General features: G+C 63.5%; 19 protein-coding genes and 1 pseudogene. 10 read left to right on the forward strand and 10 right to left on the reverse strand.

From position 1 onward, the window contains the following. Positions 1 to 132: 132 nt before the first annotated feature. Genes H7B90_RS20475 through H7B90_RS20495 form a run of 5 tightly spaced genes read left to right on the forward strand, consistent with a single transcriptional unit; the run spans position 133 to position 4,845 of the window. Complete coding sequence (locus H7B90_RS20475; protein WP_185137754.1) at positions 133 to 1,248, forward strand: amidohydrolase/deacetylase family metallohydrolase; 1,116 nt, start codon at positions 133 to 135, stop codon at positions 1,246 to 1,248. Beyond that, the gene (locus tag H7B90_RS20480; protein WP_185137755.1) at positions 1,214 to 2,317 is read left to right on the forward strand and encodes a DgaE family pyridoxal phosphate-dependent ammonia lyase; all 1,104 of its coding nucleotides are present in this window, start codon (positions 1,214 to 1,216) and stop codon (positions 2,315 to 2,317) included. The genes H7B90_RS20475 and H7B90_RS20480 overlap by 35 nt, the downstream gene beginning before the upstream one ends. 8 nt (positions 2,318 to 2,325) lie before the next feature. Next, the gene (gene dagF, locus H7B90_RS20485) at positions 2,326 to 3,081 is read left to right on the forward strand and encodes a 2-dehydro-3-deoxy-phosphogluconate aldolase (RefSeq protein ID WP_185137857.1); all 756 of its coding nucleotides are present in this window, start codon (positions 2,326 to 2,328) and stop codon (positions 3,079 to 3,081) included. Further along, the gene (locus tag H7B90_RS20490; protein ID WP_185137756.1) at positions 3,074 to 4,117 is read left to right on the forward strand and encodes a sugar kinase; all 1,044 of its coding nucleotides are present in this window, start codon (positions 3,074 to 3,076) and stop codon (positions 4,115 to 4,117) included. Before dagF ends, H7B90_RS20490 begins: the two co-directional genes overlap by 8 nt. 11 nt (positions 4,118 to 4,128) lie before the next feature. Next, positions 4,129 to 4,845: a GntR family transcriptional regulator gene (locus tag H7B90_RS20495; protein WP_185137757.1), complete on the forward strand. Its 717-nt coding sequence runs from the start codon at positions 4,129 to 4,131 to the stop codon at positions 4,843 to 4,845. Here the strand turns inward: H7B90_RS20495 and H7B90_RS33480 are convergent. Next, entirely contained in the window at positions 4,833 to 5,225 is a 393-nt protein-coding gene (locus tag H7B90_RS33480) for an MmyB family transcriptional regulator (RefSeq protein WP_311772781.1), read from the reverse strand. The two genes, H7B90_RS20495 and H7B90_RS33480, sit on opposite strands and share 13 nt — an antisense overlap. Here H7B90_RS33480 and H7B90_RS20505 point away from each other — a divergent pair. From H7B90_RS20505 to H7B90_RS20515, 3 genes are all read left to right on the forward strand, one after another. Continuing rightward, positions 5,206 to 5,559, forward strand: coding sequence for an MmcQ/YjbR family DNA-binding protein (locus tag H7B90_RS20505; RefSeq protein ID WP_185137759.1), 354 nt, complete (start codon positions 5,206 to 5,208; stop codon positions 5,557 to 5,559). The genes H7B90_RS33480 and H7B90_RS20505 overlap by 20 nt on opposite strands. 440 nt (positions 5,560 to 5,999) lie before the next feature. Beyond that, the gene (locus tag H7B90_RS20510; RefSeq protein WP_185137760.1) at positions 6,000 to 6,425 is read left to right on the forward strand and encodes a MarR family winged helix-turn-helix transcriptional regulator; all 426 of its coding nucleotides are present in this window, start codon (positions 6,000 to 6,002) and stop codon (positions 6,423 to 6,425) included. A 63-nt stretch (positions 6,426 to 6,488) separates the two neighbouring features. After that, positions 6,489 to 7,748: an MFS transporter gene (locus H7B90_RS20515; RefSeq protein ID WP_185137761.1), complete on the forward strand. Its 1,260-nt coding sequence runs from the start codon at positions 6,489 to 6,491 to the stop codon at positions 7,746 to 7,748. Here H7B90_RS20515 and H7B90_RS20520 read toward each other — a convergent pair. The 8 genes and pseudogenes from H7B90_RS20520 to H7B90_RS20550 all read right to left on the reverse strand — a co-directional run bounded on the left by H7B90_RS20520 (position 7,740) and on the right by H7B90_RS20550 (position 14,207). Continuing rightward, complete coding sequence (locus H7B90_RS20520; protein ID WP_185137762.1) at positions 7,740 to 8,195, reverse strand: hypothetical protein; 456 nt, start codon at positions 8,193 to 8,195, stop codon at positions 7,740 to 7,742. The two genes, H7B90_RS20515 and H7B90_RS20520, sit on opposite strands and share 9 nt — an antisense overlap. Continuing rightward, complete coding sequence (locus H7B90_RS20525) at positions 8,196 to 8,993, reverse strand: hypothetical protein (RefSeq protein WP_185137763.1); 798 nt, start codon at positions 8,991 to 8,993, stop codon at positions 8,196 to 8,198. Between the two features lie 25 nt (positions 8,994 to 9,018). After that, positions 9,019 to 10,122, reverse strand: coding sequence for a GerAB/ArcD/ProY family transporter (locus tag H7B90_RS20530; RefSeq protein ID WP_185137764.1), 1,104 nt, complete (start codon positions 10,120 to 10,122; stop codon positions 9,019 to 9,021). A 48-nt stretch (positions 10,123 to 10,170) separates the two neighbouring features. Continuing rightward, positions 10,171 to 10,389: a hypothetical protein gene (locus H7B90_RS20535; protein ID WP_185137765.1), complete on the reverse strand. Its 219-nt coding sequence runs from the start codon at positions 10,387 to 10,389 to the stop codon at positions 10,171 to 10,173. Between the two features lie 6 nt (positions 10,390 to 10,395). Beyond that, positions 10,396 to 11,601 (reverse strand): Ger(x)C family spore germination protein, encoded by a 1,206-nt coding sequence (locus tag H7B90_RS20540; protein ID WP_185137766.1) that lies wholly within the window; start codon positions 11,599 to 11,601, stop codon positions 10,396 to 10,398. Next, positions 11,598 to 12,320, reverse strand: coding sequence for a spore germination protein (locus tag H7B90_RS33085; protein ID WP_311772782.1), 723 nt, complete (start codon positions 12,318 to 12,320; stop codon positions 11,598 to 11,600). Before H7B90_RS33085 ends, H7B90_RS20540 begins: the two co-directional genes overlap by 4 nt. 109 nt (positions 12,321 to 12,429) lie before the next feature. Then, positions 12,430 to 13,128, reverse strand: a pseudogene (locus H7B90_RS33090) (spore germination protein); the annotation flags it as partial. A 194-nt stretch (positions 13,129 to 13,322) separates the two neighbouring features. Continuing rightward, positions 13,323 to 14,207 (reverse strand): TetR/AcrR family transcriptional regulator, encoded by an 885-nt coding sequence (locus H7B90_RS20550; protein WP_185137767.1) that lies wholly within the window; start codon positions 14,205 to 14,207, stop codon positions 13,323 to 13,325. Between the two features lie 167 nt (positions 14,208 to 14,374). Here H7B90_RS20550 and H7B90_RS20555 point away from each other — a divergent pair, with 167 nt between their 5' ends. Both H7B90_RS20555 and H7B90_RS20560 read left to right on the forward strand, forming a co-directional pair. Next, positions 14,375 to 15,115 carry an MBL fold metallo-hydrolase gene (locus H7B90_RS20555; RefSeq protein WP_185137768.1) on the forward strand — a complete coding sequence of 247 codons (741 nt, stop codon included), beginning with the start codon at positions 14,375 to 14,377 and terminating at the stop codon, positions 15,113 to 15,115. Beyond that, positions 15,112 to 16,332, forward strand: coding sequence for an AbrB family protein (locus H7B90_RS20560; protein ID WP_260411136.1), 1,221 nt, complete (start codon positions 15,112 to 15,114; stop codon positions 16,330 to 16,332). The genes H7B90_RS20555 and H7B90_RS20560 overlap by 4 nt, the downstream gene beginning before the upstream one ends. 100 nt (positions 16,333 to 16,432) lie before the next feature. On the opposite strand, the gene rlmN is transcribed toward H7B90_RS20560, so the two are convergent. Further along, entirely contained in the window at positions 16,433 to 17,518 is a 1,086-nt protein-coding gene (gene rlmN, locus H7B90_RS20565) for a dual-specificity RNA methyltransferase RlmN (RefSeq protein WP_185137769.1), read from the reverse strand. Positions 17,519 to 17,727: the final 209 nt, after the last annotated feature.

Raw genomic sequence — 17,727 nt, forward strand, 5'->3', positions numbered from 1 at the left:
ACTTCAAAACGCAAGGATTTGTGACGAACGTTATGATGCGGTTTCAACCTTAAACATTATAACGTTATATTGTATTTTTCGAAAATCGTGTTATTCTAACGATAGATCCTTATCGACGAAGGAAGTGAGGAAGTGAACGAACGGCACGTGCTCGGCAACTTGAAGCGGTTAGACGGAAGAGCCGTCGATATCGTCCTGGAGAACGGCCGGATCGCCGACGTCGCCGAAGCGGGAACCGCCCGCGGGGAGCGGATTCTCGACTTCTCCGGCGCCTACGTGTCGAGCGGCTGGATCGACTTGCACGTCCACGCCTTCCCGGAATTCGATCCCTACGGCGACGACGTCGACGAGATCGGGGTTCGGCGGGGCGTGACGACGGTGGCGGACGCGGGCAGCTGCGGCGCCGACCGGATCGCGGACCTGGCCGCCATCGGCGCCCGGGCCCGGACGAGGCTGCTCGCGTTCCTGAACGTCTCGCGGATCGGGCTCAGCCGGATCGACGAGCTGTCGAATCCGGAGTGGATCGACCCGGACGCCGCGGCCCGCGCGGCCGCCGAGCATAAGGACATCGTCGTCGGGCTGAAGGCCCGCATCAGCCGCAGCGTCGTCGGCGCGAGCGGCATCGAGCCCTTGCGGCGGGCGCGTTCCTTGGCGGAGAAGACGTCCCTCCCGCTCATGGTCCATATCGGCTCGGGACCGCCCGACATCCGGGACGTTCTCGCGCTGCTAAGGCGAGGGGACATCGTGACGCATTATTTGAACGGCAAGGCGAACAATCTGTTCGATCGCGTCGACGGGGAGCCGCTTCCGGAGTTCCGGGAAGCGATCCGGCGCGGCGTCCATCTGGACGTCGGGCACGGGACGGCCAGCTTCTCCTTCCGCGCGGCGGAGGCGGCGAAGCGGCACGGCATCGCGCCGGACACGATCAGCACCGACATCTACCGCGGCAACCGGCTCAACGGGCCGGTGTACGGCATGCCGGAGGTGCTGACGAAGTTCCTCTATCTCGGCTACCCGCTTCGCGAGGTGATCGGGATGGTGACCTCGAACGCGGCCCGCTGGCTCGGCCGGCCGGAGCTCGGGCGCATCCGGGTCGGGGATGCGGGGAACTTGACGATTTTCACGGTGAAGAACGATCCGGTCGAGCTCGTCGATTCCGAAGGGGAACGGCGGACGTCGGGCGTACGAATACAAGCGATAGGAGCGGTGGCAGGTGGCGAGTACGTTGCATGCGAAGTACGGCCTTAAGCGCGTCATCAACGCGAGCGGAAGAATGAGCATTCTCGGGGTGTCGGCCCCGACCGACACGGTGATGGAAGCGATGAGAATCGGCGGGCAAAATTACGTGGAGATCGCGGACCTGGTCGACAAGTCCGGGGATTATATCGCCAAGGCGATCGGCTCGGAGGCGGCCGTCGTCGTCAATTCGGCGTCGAGCGGCATCGCGCTGTCCGTCGCCGCGCTCGTCACGAAGGGCGACCGCCGCGCGAGCGAGCGGCTGCACCAGGATCCGATCGAGCGGAACGAGATCGTCATGCTCAAGGGCCACAACGTGCAGTACGGGGCTCCCGTGGAGACGATGATCTACCTGGGCGGCGGGAAGCTGGTCGAAGCCGGCTACGCCAACGAAGGCAAGGCCGAGCAGCTCGAAGCCGCGGTCTCGCCGCGCACGGCGGCCATTCTGTACGTGAAGTCCCACCATGCCGTGCAGAAGAACATGATCTCCGTCGAAGAGGCGTGGGAAGTCGCGCAGCGCAAGGGCGTTCCGCTGATCGTGGACGCGGCTGCGGAGGAGGACGTCTGGAAGTACGCGAAGTGCTCGGATCTCGCCATCTTCAGCGGCTCCAAGGCGATCGAGGGGCCGACTTCGGGCATCGTCGCCGGCAAGCGCGTCTACGTCGAATGGCTGAAGGTGCAGCTTCACGGCATCGGCCGCGCCATGAAGGTCGGTAAGGAGTCGATCTTCGGGCTGCTGCAGGCGCTCGACGAATACCGCGGGAAGAAGGACAAGAGCGCGCTGGAGAGGGCGGCGCTGCAGGCGCTGCTCCCGCTGAACGATCTGCCGGGCGTCAAGGTGACGGTCGTGCAGGACGAAGCGGGGCGGGCGATCTTCCGCGGCCGCGTCCATATCGACGCGGCGACGGCGGGCACGAACGCCGCGAAGGTCGCGAAGGAGCTGCAAGACGGGGAGATCGCGATCTACACGCGGGATTACGGAGTGCGCCAAGGGTACTTCGACATCGATCCGCGTTCGCTTCAAGGCGACGACCTGCAAGTGATCGCCGACAGAATCCGGGAACTGGCGGGAGGCCGATAACCATGACCATGAATCGCATGGCTGAACGTTTTTATAAAGGACGCGTCTCTCTGAACGTGCTCGCCGGAAGCCTCGACAACGCCAAGGAAGCGTTCGAGGCGGCGCGCGGATACGCCCTTATCGGCGTATTGTCCAAGAATTATGCGACGGTCGAGGACGCCGTCGCCGGCATGAAGGCGTACGGGCAAGCGATCGACGAGGCGGTGTCCATCGGCCTCGGCGCCGGCGACAACCGGCAGGCCGCCATCGTGGCGGAGATCGCGAAGCATTATCCGGGGAGCCACATCAACCAGGTGTTCCCGGCCGTCGGCGCTACCCGCGCCAACTTGAACGGGCGGGACGGCTGGATCAACGCGCTCGTCTCTCCGACGGGCCGTCCCGGCTACGTGAACCTGTCCACCGGTCCGGCCAGCGCGGAGTGCTCCGAGCCGGCGATCGTCCCGGTGCGGGCGGCGATCGCGCTCGTGCGGGACATGGGGGGCAACGCCTTGAAGTACTTCCCGATGAACGGCCTGTCTCGCGAGGACGAGCTGCGCGCGGTGGCCAAGGCTTGTGGCGAGGAAGGCTTCGCGCTTGAGCCGACCGGCGGCATCGACCTGGGCAATTTCGAGCCGATTCTGCGGATCGCCCTGGAGGCGGGCGTGCCTCAAGTCATTCCGCACGTCTACTCCTCGATCATCGACAAGGAGACGGGCCGCACGAGACCCGAGGACGTCCGCGTCCTGATCGAGACCGTCCGCAGGCTGGTCGATGCCCATGCGTAAGAACGTAGCCGCGTTCGGGGAAGTCATGATGCGCCTGCAGGTGCCGGGACACGAGCTGCTGGCCCAGGCCGGCTCGCTTCGCTACACGTTCTCCGGGACGGGAGTGAACGTCGTCTCCGCCTTGTCGCGCTTCGGGCATCGCGCCTACCTCGTCACGACGCTGCCCGACAATCCGCTCGGAGACGCGGCCGAAGCCTATCTCCGCAAGCTGGGCATCCAGGATGCCTACATTCGCCGCGACGGCAAGTACATCGGCATGTACTTCCTCGAGAACGGCTTCGGCGCGCGCCCGAGCCGCGTCACGTACACGAACCGGCTGGAGAGCAGCTTCAACACGGCCCCGACGGACGCGTACGACTTCGAGGCCATCGCCGCCCAGGTGGACGTCGCGCACTTCTGCGGCATTACGCTCGCCATGAACGACGCGGTCCGGGAGCAGATGGCCGCCTTCGCGGCAGCCGTCCGCCGTCGCGGCGGGCTCGTCGTCTTCGACTGCAATTATCGCCCCTCCCTCTGGGGAGAAGGCGGCTACGCGAAGGCGAAGCCGCTGTACGAGCGGATGCTGGGTCTCGCGGACATCGTCCTGATGAACGAGACGGACGCGATCCGGACGCTCGGCATGCCGACCGGGAAGACGGACCGCCGCGAGCAGCTCGAAGAGCTCGTTCCGGAAGTCGCGCGGACGTACGGCATCTCCGCGATCGCCGGCACGCATCGCTGGGTGCTGGGGAACAATACGAACGGCCTGCAGGGCTATCTGTTCCGAAGCGGCGGGAGTAGCGAGAACGGCGGGAGCGGCGGCTTCGCCTACTCCAGGAGACTCGAGTTCCCCGTCTATGATAGAATCGGAGCGGGGGACGCGTTCGCGAGCGGGATCGTTCACGGGGAGCTGTCCGGGTGGACGCCGGAGCGGACGGTCGAGTTCGCGGCGAATGCCGGCATGCTGGCCCACGCGATCTCGGGCGACACGCCGATGTCCTCCGAGCGGGACGTTCTCCGCGCCATGGAGGCGACCGCAAGCGACGTAGAAAGGTAGGGAACGCAACCTTGACGGCCTTATCCCGCAAGCAGAAACCGTTGTACCTGCAGATACGCAACATCCTCCGGGACCGGATCCTTCACGGGGTCTACCCGCTGGGGACGAACATTCCGTCGGAGCCGCAGCTGGAACAGGAGTTCCAGGTCAGCAAGATCACCGTGCGCAACGCCATCCAGGAGCTCGTTCTGGAAGGGTATCTGGAGAAAGGCAGCGGCAAGGGGACGAAGGTCGTCCGCAACACGTCCTCCTCCAAGCTGTCCAAGAGCCAGAGCTTCACGGAGATTCTCGTCGAGGAAGGCCACCGGATCGTGAAGCGGCTGCTTGGCGCGGAGAAGGTGGCGAACGAGGAAGGCGGCGAGAGAAGGCTTCTCTTCGGCAAGACCTGCCTGCGCGTCGAGCGGCTGTACGTGCTGGACGACGTTCCCTATATCCATTACACCCACTATCTCTCGGACCGGCGCGGCGCTCTGGATCTGTCCGATCTGGAAGGCCAGTCGCTGTACGGCTTGCTCGAGGAGCAGGATATCGAGCTTCGCCGGTTCCGCGACCGGTTCGCCGTCGAGACCGCGCCGGTTCATGTCGCCGAGATCTTGCAAGTGCCGCCGGACCAGCCCCTGCTCAAGCGGGTTCGCCGCGCGTACGACGAAGCCGGCGAGTTGATCGAGCTGAGCGAAGGCTACTATAACACCGCGATTCAGGGGTATCTCGTGAATTACGACGTCTGATGCCCGGCGGCTGCAAGGCCCCGTATTCGTTCCGCGGCGGACGGCGTTGCCGAATAGACCGTCCGCTTCCAGCCCGGCCTGGCGGAAGGCTGGAGCACGATAGGCTCGAATTCCAGCTCTCCCGCCGCGGGGTGGTTCCAACGCTTGCGGCAGGCGGCAGTCGCTTGGACGTCGTGCGGCGGCCAGTGGAGCCGGAAGGCTTCATTCGTCTCGTTCGGTTCCGCGATCAAGGACTTGAACCCTTCGTCCGGAGGGAGGTCGGGGATCCTGCGCGAATCCGCCGCCCGCCATCGGCTAGTCCGCCGCTCCTTCCCCCTGGTATAATGGGATTCAAAAAGCGAGAGGCAGGGACGACGCGAGATGAACCATCGTCGATTGATCGAGCTCGGGCTGAAGTACCCCGGAACCCGTCTTCGCTATCCGTTCGACCCGAACATGCCCGTTCTGTTCGTCGGGAGCAAGATGTTCGCCCTCTTCAGCGACTGGTACGGCGGGGAGAGCGTCAACTTGAAGACGTCGCCCGACGAAGCTTGGCTGCAGCGCGAGACTTATCCCGGGGCCGTACTGCCCGGCTATCACATGAACAAGCGGCATTGGAACACCGTCGTGCTGGACGGGAGAGTCCCGGACGACGTCGTCGTTCAGATGCTCGACGATTCGTATCGGCTCGTCGCGGCCAAGCTGACCCGGGCGGAGAGAGAGGCGCTGGCCTAAGGCCGGCGCCTTCGTTTGCTCGCGGCCCGGCTCCGTCGCTTGACAGGCGCTGACGTTCCCCCGCTAAGCAAGACGGTTTTTTCCGCTTGTTCCGCTCATCCGCGCCGCTCCCCCGCCCAACAAGACGGTTTTTTCCGCTTGTTCCGCTCATCCGTGCCATGCCGTACCTCCGCTTGTTCCGCCCATCCGTCCGTGCCGGGGAGCTGATCTGCCCTGGCTGCCGGGACAGTCGCCTTCCTCTCTCCCGCCCTCTTCCGACCGTTCGAAGCGAGGAGCGGTTCCTCGGCCTGTTCCATCCCCTTCTCGCCCCATAGCGCCGCCGCTCTCTGCCGGGCGACAGCTGGCTCCTTCCGATTTTCCGACGACTCGCGCTTGACAAATAATCCCCGCCCTCTTATATTTGTTGTACATACAAAATTGATCCAACGGAGGTGCCCGACATGGACGACGGCTTCCTGCACACTTGCTTGTTCTTCACCGCCAACCGGCTGGGCCGCGCCATCACCAAGATGGCGGAGGAGGAATTCGCCCCCACCGGCCTAACTCCCATGTACGGGTACCTCATTCGCCTCGTCATCGGAGCGCCCGGCATCTCCCAGAAGGAGCTGGCCGAGAAGCTCTCCGTCACGCCGTCCACGCTGACCCGCTTCGTCGACAAGCTGGAAGCCAAGCGGCTGGTGGAGCGTAAGGTGCAGGGCAAGACCGTTCTCGTATACCCGACGGACAAGGCGAAGGAGATGGAGGAGACGATCCGCCAAGCCTCGCGCAGCCTGAAGGCCCGGTACGAAGCGGTTCTCGGCGTCGAAGCCGCGCAGCATCTGACGAAGGAGTTGGAGGATTCGAGCATTTCGCTCGAGAAGCATTGATGTTTTTTCGGAAGTTATATTGTATGTACAAACAAAATTAATGAAAATGGAGTGGAATCGACGATGGCGTCCACGAATTCGAAGCCCCGCGTGCATTACGGCTGGGTCGTCCTGATCGTTACCTTCGTTACCCTGCTCGTCTCCGCCGGCATCCGCTCGATGCCAAGCATCTTCATGCTGCCGTTCGAGGAAGAATTCGGCTGGAGCCGCGGAGGAATCTCCGGCGTCGTCTCGATCGGGATCTTCCTGTACGGGCTGGTCGGCCCCTTCTCCGCCTCGGTGCTCCTCAAGTACGGAATCCGCCGGGTCATGGTGTTCTCGCTGGCGCTGCTGGCGGCGGGCCTGGTCGTCACTCCCTGGATGCAGGCTCTCTGGCAGTTCGAGATTCTGTGGGGAGTCGTCGCCGGCCTGGGCACGGGAATGATGGCGAACGTGCTCGGGGTGACGGTGGCGAACCAATGGTTCGTCAAGCGCAAAGGGCTCGCGGTCGGCATCCTGACCGCCAGCGCCGCGACGGGCCAGCTTCTGTTCCTCCCTCTGCTGGCCCGGATCACGGTGCAGACCGGATGGAGAACTTCCGTCTACACCGCCGTGGGCGTTCTCGTCGTCCTGATGATTCTCGTAGCCGTCCTGATGAGGAATCACCCTTACGACGTCGGGGCCGCTCCATACGGCTCGGAGGAGAAGAGCAAGCCGGCACCGTTCCGGGGGAACATCTTCTCCGCCCCTCTGCTCGCCCTAGGGGAGGGCTTGAAGAACAAGACGTTCTGGCTGCTCGCGGGCACGTTCTTCTTCTGCGGCTTCTCTACCAACGGCCTTATCGGCACCCATCTCATTCCCGCCTGCGGCGACTACGGCATCGCCGAAGTGACCGCCGCCGGCCTGCTCGCCTTCATGGGCGTCTTCGATCTCTTCGGGACGACGTTCTCGGGCTGGCTGTCCGACCGGTTCGACAGCCGGTGGCTGCTGTTCTGGTATTACGGCCTCCGCGGCCTCTCCCTGCTCTACCTGCCGTACGCCCTCGGCTCCGGGCCGCTTAACCTGATGATCTTCAGCGTCTTCTACGGGCTCGATTGGATCGCTACTGTCCCGCCGACCGTGAAGCTGGCCGCCCGGGAATTCGGCAAGGAGAAGTCCGGCATGATCTTCGGCTGGGTCGTCGTCGCCCATCAGATCGGGGCGTCCGCGGCCGCTTACGGGGCCGGCACCGTAAGGGAATGGCTCGGCTCCTACACGGTTCCGTTCGTCGCCGCCGGCGCCGTCTGCCTGTTCGCCGCGCTGATGGCGATCCGCATCTCCAAGCGGGAGCCGCAGCTAGCCTAATTTGCCGATCCGCCCGGCCGAGAACTTCTTCAGAATTCCGATGACCCTCTTCGCCTCGCTCTCGTCGCACCGGACGATGAGCACGACCTCCGAGACCGGACGGGAGCCGCCCCCCGGTCTCGAGCTCTTCCCTCCGGCCAGCCGCCACAGAACGAACGCGGCGGCGACCCCGGCCGCCACTCCGATAATCCCCCAGATGATCGGCCCCCACCGGAGCCGGAAGCCGATCGATGCGCCCAATACCGAGAAGACGGTGCTCAACAAGGCCCCGATATCGAAAAACTTGGAACCGTCCATCCGATGAATCGCCTCCGGGATGGGCGGTCTCTCCGTTACCGGCTCCATCGGCACGGCCGCGATGCTCCCGCGCTCGATTCCGTCCTGCTCCAGCGACAAGATAGCCAGCTCCAATTGCGACGAATGCTCAAAGGTGGAGATGACGTGCAATCAGACTCCCCCGCTTCCTTCGGGATCCAGCAGCTTGAAGCCTCTGGGCTGATACGATTCGCGAAGATGACGGGCCTGTTCCTTCCCGTACTGAATGTTGTTCGCGATCGCCTTCCGGTAGGCGTCGTAAGCCGCGAAGCAGAACATGGAAGGATAGAAGCAGTACCACTCCGGATCGAGAAGCGCCAGCCCTTGCCCCGGAATGCCGGCGAGCAGATAGTAGCAAACCTCTACCATACGGGAGTAATAAGAGACGACGATGCACCAGACGATCATGAAGAAGCCGATCGGGATTTTGTGCAGATACAAGTGGCCCAGCCCGGGGAACAGCAAGGACCAAGCGACCGCATTCTGCGGCGACCGCTTGTCCATCAGGTTCACGCCGAAGCCGTTCATTCGGAACAGCCGGATCGGGGCCTGCTCGTTCTCGGCCAGCAAGTAGTGCTTGTTCAGCGCGATCGTCTTGCGGTAGCTGTCCCAGATCGCGTACAGATAGACGGGAATATAGAGCAGCAGCCACCTCGGGTTCAGACAGGCCTTGGCCTCCGCGAAGCGTCCGGTGAAGGAGTACGCCATCGCCCGGTTGATCTCGGCGTTCGTATTGATCACGATCTCCCAGACGAAGAGAAGAGACCCCTTGAAAAATTGGCCCAGACTCAGATGCCCGAAGCCGGGGAACGCCGCCGACCACCACGCCACGACCCAGGGGCTCCGCAGATAGATGCAGTTGATGTTGTAGAGGTCCGTGTAGACGTTAAATCTCCGGGCCTCGTTAGGGTTGGAAGCGCTTTTGACCAAGAGTTCCCACCTCGCTTTGGCGGAATTAGGGGCTGCCCTTCGACCCGGCCCTTCGCAGCAGGCCGATCCCGAGCAGCAGGAGCGGAATGAAGAAGCCGATCGTGAGAATGTAAGGAAGAAACACGGTGGAATCCCAATTCTGCATATAGGCGACGTCGGGATAGACGATTACGGAGAAGACGACCAGAAGGAGGCCGAACGGCAGCGTAACGGCTTGGTAACGGCGCAGCCGCAAAATCTCGGAGAAGCCGGCGACCCAACCGTAGAAGTAAAACGTGGTTTTGATATACGTCGTCACGAACCATAATCCGGCCATAAACGCCTCGATGCGCTGGAGGAAGTTGCCGATGTTGATTTTCTTGACCAGAGAGTAACTGGGGAACATGCTCCGGGACGTAATGTCGGGGCCGAGGATCAGAATGCACAGCAGCGTAACCAGGAAGACGCACACCCCTCCGATGATCGCTCCGGAGACGAACCATTTCCGGGCCTTCTTGGGATTGCGGACGCGGGGCAGAACCGAGAACAGGAAGACGACGGGCAGGTAGGCCGTTCCCGCGAACGAGAAGCCCGCCCACAGCACGGGCCCGATTCCCGACTCCAGAACGGGCTGCAGGTTATGGGGCTTGACCTCGGGGGTCAAGGTGGCCAGAAGCACGACGAACAGAATGAGGAACCAGGGGAGCATCAGCTCCGCCGTCCGGGAGATGGACTCGAGCCCCATCCGGACGCCCATGACCACGACGACGGCGAACAGGGCGTTGATGAACGAGATCGGGGTATGAGGGATAAAATGGATGTTGAAAAAGTTGCCGACGTAATATAGAACGGTCGCCGCCCCGACGAACGAGCCGAAGACGAACAGCAGCGCCACGCCTCCTCCCAGCCACCTTCCGAGCGCCGCTTCGCAGATGCCGACCAGCGTAAGTCCCGGGAACACCCGCCACAGGGCCACGTACAGCCCGAGTATCGCCCCGCCGAAGAAGATGCCGGCCAGCGCCCCGAGCCAGGCGTCCTGGCGGGCCGTCGCCGCCAAACCCGACGGGACGATCAGAACGGTCGTGCCGATCGTGTAGAGGAACGTAAGAACCATCAATTGGCGTTCGGATATATGCCCATTCGTCTGCATCGTTCTCGCCTCCTTCGGTCCTCCCGGTGAGTATCCCGCTCCGGGGGTTCATCGCCCCGCTCCCCGGGCGAACGGCCGGAAGACGGCCGCGATCCAATCCAACGGATTCGGGAGGGGAACATGCAGGGCCGAGGCGATGCCCGAGGCGACCCCGAACGCCAAGAGGAGCGAGAATACCCAGAGCTCCTTCTTCCGGCCGCGGAGAGCGGGGATCTCGATGAAGGCGCAGGCGGCGCCGACCAGCAAGATTCCGATGATCCTGATCACCCGCCGTCATTCCCCCTTCTTCTTGCGCATGGAGTCCACGATCGTTCCGCTGCGGCGAATCTTCACGGTCGCCTTCACGTCGACGCGGGCGCTCTTGAACGCTTCCTCCCAATCCTTCTTGAGCGATCTCCAGGCGCGGGGATCGCTACGGTGGATCGCTTCGCCGAAGCCGAAGACGTCCGAGCCGTACGTCTTCTGCATCGCCTCGACCGCTTGCCGCGCGAGCTCCTCCACCCTCTGCTCCGCCCTCCGCTCCAGCTCCCGGATGTCGGACGATCGGTTCAGGTCCAGCGCGCATTGAACCTCGCCGATATTCTCCTCGACCCGCACGTCGACCTTCAGACGCGGAGCCCCGTTCCGGACGGAGCCGCGAAGCTTCGACGTCGAGTCCACCCATTCCAGCGCTACGTTGCCGCCTTGGGGACAAGCGACATGGTCGACCGCCTTCTTCACGTTCCCGACGACGATGTTATAGCCCCTGCTCTCGGCCTCGTTCAACCAACCGACCAGCTTATCCTCCCGGAACACCGCCAGCCCGGCGTTCAGGATCCTCGCCGCCGGACGGATCGTCTTCACGTTCTCCCGGAATCGGCCGGCTTCGTCGCTGCCGGCCACCTCGACGCCGCCGACCGTCGGTTCCTTGCCGTCGCTCACGTACACCGAGATGAATTCGTCAAGCGACACGGCGGCCGTGAAGCCCCCGTTCCGCTCCGACATATCGATCGAACGGTACACCTTGTTGGCCGGAATCTTCTCCATAGGCGTCAAGATGTCGAGCACGTTCTCCGCGGTCGTCCCTTTGGCGACCAGAAGATAGAAGTCCGTCCGAAGCTCATTGTCCCGGGACAGGAGGTCCAGGGCGTCCCCGATTCCTTGACGGGCCGCCTCTTCCCCGAAGATGGCGAACCGGAGATGGGAGGAATAGATCTTCCGCGGGCTGTCGTTCGTCATTCGGCGAAGGGCTTCGAAGAGCGTCGCCCCCGAAGCCTTGTAGACCGTGACGGGAGCGCGGCCGCTCTGCCCGTCCTTCTGCGTCACTTCACCCGGCTGGACCACCTGGACCGTCACCTCGTATTGATCTCCGGCCCTGTCGATCCCCATCGCCATGGAGATGCCCAGCTCGTTGAGCTCCCGCCTGTCCCAGCAGCCCGCCAGAAGGAGCGCGAGGAGCGACGCGCAGGCCGCGGCGACCGCCCGCCTTCCGCGGCTCATGGCGCAGGTCCGCGTCCCCGGCGTCCGAGTCCCCGGCGAATCCGGTTCCGGTTGGCGAAGACGCCGGGCCGCTTCTTCATGCCGGGGTGGGGGACGCGGAGAATGACGTCCTTCTGGTCGCTGACAAGGAAGGGACCTACCGGCGCCATGTACGGCACCCCGAAGGACCGGAGGCTGGTCAGATGCAGCAGCAGCGCGTTCATGCCGACGAAGATGCCGAACAGGCCGAACGCGGCGGCGAGCCCCATGAAGAGGAAGCGGGTAATCCGCACGGCGATCGACATGTCGAACTCGGGAATGACGTAGCTGGAGATGGCCGTTATCGAGACGACGATGATCATGCTCGCGGAGATGATGCCCGCTTCCACGGCCGCCTGCCCGATCACGAGCGTGCCCACGATGGAGACGGCCTGCCCGACCGCCCTCGGCATGCGGATGCCCGCCTCCCGAAGAATCTCGTAGGTGGCCTCCATGATCAAGGCTTCGATGAAGGCGGGGAACGGCACGCCTTCCCGCTGCGCGGCGAGGCTGATCAGCAGCTGGGTCGGCAGCATCTCCTGGTGGAACGTCGTAATCGCGATATACAACGCCGGAGCCAGCGCCGCGACGAACAGCCCGAAGTAGCGGAGCCCCCGAAGCAGCGTGCTGATATCCGCTCGCTGGTAGTAGTCCTCGGCCGCCTGGAAAAATTGGACGAACAAGGCGGGCACGATCAGCACGTGCGGAGTCCCGTCGATCAGGATGGCTACCCGCCCTTCCAGCAGCGCCCCGGGCGACGACGTCGGGCCTCTCCGTGTTCTGGATCGTCGGGAAGATCGTGTACGCCTCGTCCTGGATGAACTCCTCGATATATCCGCTCTCGAGAATGGCGTCCGTATCGATCGTATTCAGGCGCCGGTGGACTTCTTCCACCGCCCGCTCGTCGGCGATTCCCCGGATGTACATCACGGAGACGTTCGTCTTGGTCTCCTGTCCGATCTTCCTGCTCTTTAGCACCAGGTCGGGATTCTTGACGATGCGCCGAATCAAGGAGGAGTTGACTCGGATCTCCTCCGTGAACGCCTCCTTGGGCCCCCGAATGACGGTCTGGTTCGTCGGCTCCGTCACGCCGCGGTGCTCCCAGCCCGGCACGGAGATTCCCAGCGCCTGTCCGAAGCCCTCCGCCAGAACGATAACGCTTCCTTCCATCAGGGAATTCGCGGCTTCGCCCGCATCGAATACTTCGCGAATCTGCCCCACCGCCAGTACGGAATCCTTCAGCCGTCCGAGCAGCCCGGGTTCCCCGGACCGGGCGATGGCGGACGCGGCCCCGAACGCCATTAGGGGCTCCATCACGAAGCGGTGAAGGGACTTCTCGTCCGCGAGACCGTCCATGTAAACGAGCGCGAACTCTTGAACGGAGTCTTCTCCCGTCCGGAACCGGCGGACGATCAGATCGTCGCTGCCGCCCGTGCGCTCTTTAATGGCTTCTATGTTGGATAGCAACCCGGGCTGAAAGCGAAGGTTCTCGTTCATGCCGCGCCCCATCTCCCGTCGGATTCCGTAATGGGAACCATTATTGCCTTGGCGTCCCTTCAGGATACCTCGTTCACCGGTGTTGGGATCGTCTCCGGCCCGGCGGCGCCGCGAATCGCGGGCGGCAAAGACGCGAGACCGCCCAAGCCGGTCGCTCGGGCGGTCTCGCGTCAATATCGCGCAGTTGTCGGGTGTCAGGTATCGCGTCAGCTCAGCATCAGATTCAACTGGCGGACGTAGGGACGCAGCTCCGGAACGGATTCGAGGTACGAGGAGAGAACGCGAATCAGAGTGGGATTCGGGGCGTCCGCCCCGGCCTCCTTCCGAAGCAGGCCGACGACCTCCCGAAGCTCGCCGCGCGCCTCTTCGTCCTTCGGCAGCTCCCCAATCTTCTCGTCGAGCGATTGGAGGAACTGCATCGCCGTCCCCTGGCGGACAAGCGGATCGCTCGGATTCAGATGATGATAGTAGGCGCTGGCCTCGTTCAGAATCGGCTTCGCGTTCGAGCGCGCGAGATCCTCCGTCACGGCGTCCATCCGGTCGACGATGTAAGCGGCCAACTCAGGGATCGGCACGGCGATCACCTTCTGGATGACATAGCCCAAGTATTCGAACAGAATCCCCCGGAAGATCGCCACCGCGTCCCAGACGAAGGGCTCGATCCGCTCCCCGTACGCCTCCAGAAGCAGCTCCTTGCGCCAGGCGAGGAGCGCGGCTTTTTTTCTTTTCCATGCGGCTGCGAAGTTCTCGTTGGACGTGATCGGAAGCTCCCGGAAGTCGATCATGAACAAGTGGTTCTCCACCGTGTAGAACAGCTGGAATTCGATCTTCCGTCTCAGCCTCTCTCTCGGAGGCAGACGCAGCTCGGAGCCGGAACGGTCCAGCTCGTTCGCCCGCTCCAGAAGGGTTCGATGGCAGTCGACGAACGCCGCCGTGAACAGATCTTCCTTGGAGGGGAAAAATTTATAAATGCTGGCCTTGGCCATGCCGCACGCCTCGGCGATCTCCTGCATGGAAGCGGCGCTGTAGCCCTTCTTGCGGAACAGGTCCATGGCTTCGTCCAATATCTTTCTTCTTCTCGCTTCGTCCATCGCCGTTCACCCCTCCCTTATCTTGACATGGGACGAAGGCACGGTCAACGGGTGCGGGTTGACAACGAAACTCATAAGTTCTATATTGAACTCGTGAGTTCTAGAATCGGATACGAAGGAGGTGCCGATGCCCGGTCGGCAGCGCATGCGGCGGGGCATCGCGAAGGATGAGAATCGCGGAAGGAATCGAGATGCTGGAGATAACCGTCGGAGCCGGGGAGCGGACGATGAAGCTTCACCCGACGGTCGTTTACGATTCGGACTCCTGGGTCCTGATCGACACGGGAATGCCGGGCTGTTCGGCCGCCATTCGGGAGCAGGCGAAGCAGGCGGGCGTCCCGGAGGGCGATCCGAGCGCCGTCGTTCTGACCCATCAGGATATCGACCATGTCGGCGGCCTGCCGGAGTGGCTTGGCGCGGCCGGGGAAGGATTGCCGGTCTACGCGCATGAAGGGGACCGGGACGCCATCGACGGCCAAGCGCCGTTCCTCAAGTTCACGCCGCAGAGACGGGAGCAGCTTCTCCCTTCCCTGCCCGAACCTCTGCGCGCCGCGTTCGAGAAGACGTTCGCGCACCCTTCCGGCCCTAACGTGACCCGGCTGCTGGTCGACGGGGAGACGCTGCCGTTCGGCGGCGGGCTGACCGTCATCCACACGCCGGGCCATACGCCCGGGCATGTCGCTTTGTACCACCGCGCCAGCAAGACGCTGATCGCCGCGGACTCCTTGGTCGTCGCGGAGGGACGGCTGGCCGGACCGAATCCCGCCAATACGCCCGATATGGAGCAGGCGCTGAAGTCGCTGCGGAGATACGCGGCCTTCGATATCGAGAACGTCATCTGCTATCACGGAGGCCTCTGGCGGGAAGAGGCGAACGAGCGAATCGCCGAGCTGGCCGGCCAGGCATGATGCGGTTCGGCCTTACGCTCGCCCTCGCCCTGGCGGGGGGAGCGCTGTTCTCGGCGATCGGCTCCCCTCTTCCGTGGCTGCTCGGGCCGATGGCGCTCGCCTTCGCCGGGTCCAGGCTGCCTAAGGGGCGGGGCTTCAAGCCGCGATGGCCTTCCGCCTTGCGGGACGCGGCGATGATCGCCATCGGGTACTCGATCGGGCTGACGTTCACGATGGATACTCTCGTCGAGATGGGACGCCAGCTGCCGACCATGATTCTGATGACGGCGCTGCTGCTTCTGTTCAGCGCGCTGATCGCCTGGACGGTGGCGAAGCTGGCCGGCCTGCCGCTGCCGACCGTGCTGATGGGCAGCATTCCCGGCGGCCTGTCGCAGATGATCCTTCTGGCGGAGGACACGAAGGGAGTCGACTTGACGGTCGTCACGTTCCTGCAGGTGACCCGGCTCATGATGATTATTTTCTTCGTCCCGCTGCTGGTGTTCAGCCCGCTGTTCGTCTCCTCCTTCGGAGCGGAGTCCGCAGCGGCGGGTACCGCGAATGCGGTGAACGCCGCGGATACGGCGATCGCCGCGGGCGGCGATTCGGCCGCGATGGCAGCGGGTACCGCGGGCGCATCCGGCTGGGCCGGCTGGGCCGGCTGGGCCGGCTGGGCCAACTGGGGCGACTGGGGCGACTGGGGCGGACTGTTCCCCGCTATCCTCCTGTTCGCCGTCGTCTGCACGGGGGTCGCCGTGCTGCTGAAGAGAATCAAGTTCCCATCCGCTTATCTGCTGGGACCGATGATCGTCACGGCCGCCCTTCATCTCTCGGGCGTGCACGGCCCCTCGCTGCCGGCCGGCGTACTGGACGCCTCCCAGCTCTCGATCGGCACGTACGTCGGACTGCTGCTCAGGCCGGAGGGGCTGAAGAACAAAGTCCGGATCGCGACGCTCGCCGTATTGAGCGGAGCCGTGCTGCTGGCCGGCTCGTTCGGCCTCTGTCTGCTGCTGACGCGGCTCCACCCGATATCGCCGTCGACTGCCTTCCTCAGCTTGGCTCCCGGCGGCATGGACCAGATGGGGATCATCGCGAAGGAGATTCATGCCGACGTCGCGATCGTCAGTTGCTACCAGCTGTTCCGCACCTGGTTCATCTTCTTCGCCGTTCCGCCTCTTCTGAGGCTTCTCTTCCGCCGCCTGCTTCCTAAGGGGAGCGTGCGGCGGGAAGCGACGGAATGACGGCGCGTCGATCGGATAGACGGAAGGGGCGTCCCTCAAGGCTCGATACGGCCTTGGGAGACGCCCCTTCTATGCTTTTCCGCAATATTCCGCCGCGATCTTATACCGATGCCGCCTTCGCTTCGTCCCTAGAAGCCCGGATCTGCTTGCTGCGGAGCTGTCCGCAGGCGGCGTCGATGTCCGTCCCGTGCTCCAGGCGGACGCTGCAGCTGACGCCTTGCTTCTTGAGCGCGTCGTAGAACGCCCGGATGGACTCCTGCTCGCTTCTCTGGTACTGACTGTGCTCGTCAACGGGATTGTACGGAATCAAGTTCACGTTCACGAGCGGACGCCGCTTCTCGCCGATCAGCTCGGCCAGCTCCAGCGCATGCTCCCTGCGGTCGTTCACGTCCTTGAGCAGGATGTACTCGATCGTCAGCCTCCGGTTCGTGCGCTCCAGGTAGTAATCGATCGACTCCATGAGCTTCTCGATCGGAATGGCGCGGTTGATCTTCATGATCCGCGTGCGCAGCTCGTTGTTGGGCGCGTGCAAGGAGACCGCCAGGTTCACCTGCAGGTCGCTGTCCGCGAACTCCCGGATTTTCCCCGCCAACCCGCTCGTCGATACGGTAATATGCCTCGGTCCGATGGCCAGACCCTTGGGATCCTTCACGATCCGGATGAAATCCGCCATGTTGTCGTAGTTGTCGAACGGCTCGCCGATGCCCATCACGACGATGTGGGTCACCCTCTCGCCCTGCCCCGCCCGGTCCAGATCATGCTGGACGTTCATAATCTGCTCGACGATCTCGCCGGCGGACAGATCCCGGCTCTTGGCCAGCAGGCCGCTCGCGCAGAAGCTGCACCCGATGTTGCACCCGACCTGCGTCGTGACGCACACGGAGAGGCCGAACTTGTGGCGCATCAGCACCGTCTCGATCAGGTTGCCGTCCCGAAGCTTGAACAGGTACTTCACGGTCCCGTCCGCCGACTCCTGCCTCGTATGTTCGGTCATCGTATGGATGACATACTGGTCTTCGAGCAACGCGACGCATTCGGGCCGCGCTTCGGTCATCTGCTCGTAGCTCGTCACCCGCCGGCGGTACAGGGCCTCCCAGACCGCCGAGGCGCGGGACTTCTTCTGGCCGCGCTCTTCAAGCCACGCGGCGAGCCGATCCAGCGTTAATCCGTATAGGGAATCCTTCATCGTTAATCCTCTTCTCGTTCTCCGTGCTCTTCCGGTGTTATTATGCCGCTAGTGTAACACGTTTTGCCCCGGAATGAAATGAAGGCCGGTCATCGTCCTAACGCTTGCGTCTTCTTAGCGTCCCCTTTTCCTCTTGGTCTCACCCCTATCCTAGCATCCATTTTTCGGCGCGATTTTTGATCCTCGTGAACCTTCTATTTTTCTATTTT

Origin of the sequence: Cohnella xylanilytica (assembly GCF_014212175.1) — a bacterium.
GTDB classification, from domain to species: Bacteria; Bacillota; Bacilli; order Paenibacillales; family Paenibacillaceae; genus Cohnella; species Cohnella xylanilytica.